This is a genomic window from Mesorhizobium sp. M7A.F.Ca.AU.001.01.1.1 (assembly GCF_004022735.1).
Classification (GTDB): domain Bacteria; phylum Pseudomonadota; class Alphaproteobacteria; order Rhizobiales; family Rhizobiaceae; genus Mesorhizobium; species Mesorhizobium ciceri.
In genome coordinates, this window is the sequence record NZ_RZPF01000670.1 from 1 (window position 1) to 3,619 (window position 3,619).

The following is a 3,619-nucleotide window of genomic DNA, read 5'->3' on the forward strand; positions in this document are numbered from 1 at the left end:
TTCCGGCGGTTGACCTGCACCGCTACTCGATCACCTTGAGGACATTGCGCGCCAACTCCGCATGAGCATCGCGCGCCGAGCCGTTCTGTCGCATTGCCAGCGCCATCACGAGTTCTTGAACGCAAAACGGTTCCGGGAACCTCCCAACCACAAGTTGGTTTGGAGGACAGGTACAGCTTCAAAGGTGGAGAATGTCCATGGCCCGTGCCCGATCCGTGTTGGTGGCAGCCAGGCGTCCGTTCCATAAAACGCCGATGGCGGTCGCAAACGCATGTTTCGTCGGCACATTGCTGACCGACGTTGCCTATTGGCGAAGCGCTGAAATGATGTGGGCAGATTTTTCCGCCTGGCTGCTCCTTGCCGGCCTGGTTGTAGGCGTGCTCGCGGTCCTTGCAGCACTTGTCGATTTGTCTACCGGCCGACTTGCCCGTCAAGCCGGGCCTGCATGGCCATATCTCCTTGGCAGCCTCGTCGTGCTCGTCATATCGCTCTTCAACGCACTGGTGCACAGCCGTGATGCCTGGACCTCGGTCGTGCCGACGGGGCTCATCCTGTCCGCCGTCGCCGTGATCGTTATCCTCTTGCTGGGACTGCTGGGATGGAGCTCCGGCCACACTCAAGTGGAGGTGGTCGAATGAATGTCTCCGCCAGACATATCCGGCGTATCGCGAGCCTCGGTCTGCTGTTCGGATCGATTTTGGCGCTGCCCGCATGCAGCGATAACGAACCGGATCCCACCGATCAGGTCGGAGCAAACCCGACGCTGCCTGAACCTATTCAGTATCTGGTGCCGCCCATGCATGTCGCGTCGGTCGTCGGTTGGAAACAAGACGAGAAGCCGACCGTCGCCAAGGGTTTGCAAATCCAGGCCTTTGCCAAGGGCTTGAGGCATCCGCGCTCGCTTTACACATTGCCGAATGGTGACGTTCTGGTGGTCGAATCCGTGGCGCCGCCCGGTGCCGCGATCAAGCGGCCGAAAGACCTGATCATGGGCTGGATCGAGTCGATGGCGACCTCGGGCGGCGGCACCGAAGGAAGCAACCGTATCACCCTGCTGCGGGATACGAACGGCGATGGTCTGCCCGATGTCCAGGAGGTCTTCCTCGATCATCTCAATTCGCCCTTTGGCGTGGCCCTGGTCGGCAACGATCTCTACGTCGCCAACACCGACGCCATCGTGCGTTATCCCTACACGTCGGGCGACACCAAGATCACCGCGCCGGGCGCCGTGCTGACGCCATTGCCCGGCGGACCTATCGATCACCACTGGACAAAGTCTCTCGTGGCCAGCCCCGACGGGTCTCGGCTGTATGTCGGCATCGGATCCAACAGCAACATCACCGAGAACGGCATCCAGGCGGAAAAGGACCGGGCCGCCATCTGGGAAGTCGACAGGGCCACTGGCCGCTATCGTATTTTCGCGAGCGGCCTGCGCAATCCCAACGGGCTGAGTTGGGAGCCGCAGAGCGGCGCGCTGTGGGCTGTGATCAACGAGCGCGACGAGCTCGGTCCTAACCTGGTTCCCGACTACATGACCTCGGTCAAGGACGGCGCGTTCTATGGTTGGCCGTACAGCTACTATGGTCAGCATGTCGACCCGCGCGTGATGCCGCAGCGGCCGGACCTCGTCGCCAAGGCGATCCCTCCCGACTATGCCTTGAGTTCCCACGTCGCACCTCTGGGCTTGACGTTCTACACTGGAACCAACCTGCCGGAGCTCTATCGCAACGGCGCCTTTGTTGGCGAGCATGGTAGCTGGAACCGCAAGAGCTTCAACGGCTACAAGGTCGTTTTCGTGCCGTTTAAAGACGGTCATCCAGATGGCAAGCCGCAGGACGTCGTCACCGGTTTCCTCGGCAAGGACAACAAGGCGCACGGGCGGCCCGTCGGCGTTGCCGTCGACAAATCCGGCGCGCTGCTGATCGCCGACGATGTCGGGAACACGGTCTGGCGCGTAACTTCCACGAGCCAGTAGGCACCTGCATAACGCTGATCGCTTCACTATCTCGGTGCGAATTCCACCAGCGCCTTGACGAATTCTGCCGGTGCCTCGATCGGCAGGAATTCGCCGCAGTTGGCGATCATGTGACCTTGCAGGTTCTTTGCGCCAGACATCCTCAGACCTTCGAGGTAATCGTCAATCGATCCAAAATCCGCGTCGCCGCGGATATAAAGGATCGGAACTTCGATGCGCGCCGGGGCATTGGCCTCGGCATCCTGCTTGAACGCGCGATACCAATCAAAGCCGGCCTTAAGTGCCTCCGGCCTCGCATAGGCCTGCGTCAACGTCTCCCGCATTTCATTGGTCAATGCTTCGGGACGGCCGGCGAGCAGATCGAAGAAAAAATCGAAGTAGGCGCGTTGATGGCCCGTCACCAGCAACTCCGGTAACTCAGGCACCGCATGAAACGCAAAGTGCCAGATGCCCGGGTTTGCGACTACCTTCGTCCATGGATGAAGGCCGGGGATAACCGTATTCATCGGCACCGCGCCGACGATGCGACCGCCATGATGGCGAGCAGCAGCGAAGGCAATCATGCCGCCCACATCGAAGCCTGCAACGACGATGGATTTGGCCCCAAGCGCCTCGGCGGCTGAAATCACAATATCGGCAAGAACCTTCTTTTCCGCCGACGGCGGAGTGCCACGCGATTCACCGATCTCCGGAAGATCGAAAGCCAGCGTAAAGTATCGCGTGCCGAGTTCATCGAGCACACCATCATAGATTTTCCGGGAATGGGGCCAGCCGTGCAGAAGGATCAAGGCCGGTCGGCGCGGATCGCCGGCCGTGGATACCGCCAGCTGCATATCGCCTGCTTCGAGGGTCTGGACGAGCATCGTCTATCCATTTTCGGGAACTCAGAAGAAAACGAAGAGCGAACGAATAGGTTGCCCCACCAGTTCAATCTGCGTCGCTCGCCGCTGTCCGTTCTCCAACGTCTGTGCTCAAGGACCAGCCCGCTTTCTGAGCCGGCTCGACCGTCACCAAGTGGGAGGAGGGGGCCATCCACCGGCCCTGTTGGTCCGCCTGCGGAACAAGCATTTAACCCTGGCGTTAGAATGCCGGGCGATCCCGCAACGGGCGAATGGGCAGTCGCGAAGTCGTCGCGGCGGTTTGCAATTAGGACAATGCAGGGAGATTCACATGCCGCTTACGGCCTTCGCACTCAATTGCTCGCTCAAAGCTTCGAACGACAGGGAAAAATCCTCCACCGATCGGTTGCTCGCCGATGTCCTGGCGGCGTTGATGCAATACGATGTGAAGGGCGAGATCGTGCGTGCGCTCAGCCACGATATCAAGCCCGGCGTGCTCTCCGACATGGGCGAGGGCGACGATTGGCCGAAACTCAGAAAGAAGATACTGGCGGCCGACATCTTCGTGCTCGGGCTTCCGATCTGGCTTGGCCAGCCCTCGAGTGTGGCCAAGCGCGTCCTGGAGCGGATGGATGCCTTTCTCGAGGAGACGGATGACAGAGGGCGAATGCCGGCAGCAGGAAAGGTGGCCCTGGTGGCCATCGTCGGTAATGAGGACGGTGCGCATCACTGCCACGCGGAATGCTTTCAGGCATTGAACGATGTCGGCTTCACCATCCCGGCCAATGGCGGGGTCTACTGGGTT

The 3,619-nt window shown here is 60.5% G+C and carries 4 protein-coding genes; 3 read left to right on the forward strand and 1 reads right to left on the reverse strand.

What is annotated here, in order from left to right; translation table 11 throughout:
- Nucleotides 1–197 precede the first annotated feature (197 nt).
- Nucleotides 198–638 (forward strand): DUF2231 domain-containing protein, encoded by a 441-nt coding sequence (locus tag EN884_RS29475; protein ID WP_050580528.1) that lies wholly within the window; start codon nucleotides 198–200, stop codon nucleotides 636–638.
- Entirely contained in the window at nucleotides 635–1,975 is a 1,341-nt protein-coding gene (locus EN884_RS29480) for a sorbosone dehydrogenase family protein (RefSeq protein ID WP_013531543.1), read from the forward strand. Before EN884_RS29475 ends, EN884_RS29480 begins: the two co-directional genes overlap by 4 nt.
- A gap of 26 nt (nucleotides 1,976–2,001) precedes the next feature.
- Here EN884_RS29480 and EN884_RS29485 read toward each other — a convergent pair whose 3' ends face one another.
- Nucleotides 2,002–2,838, reverse strand: a complete 837-nt coding sequence (locus tag EN884_RS29485; RefSeq protein ID WP_063168027.1) for an alpha/beta hydrolase — start codon at nucleotides 2,836–2,838, stop codon at nucleotides 2,002–2,004.
- Between the two features lie 307 nt (nucleotides 2,839–3,145).
- Between EN884_RS29485 and EN884_RS29490 the strand changes: the two genes are divergently transcribed.
- A partial coding sequence (locus EN884_RS29490) for an NAD(P)H-dependent oxidoreductase (protein WP_128360898.1) occupies nucleotides 3,146–3,619 on the forward strand: 474 nt, incomplete at its 3' end.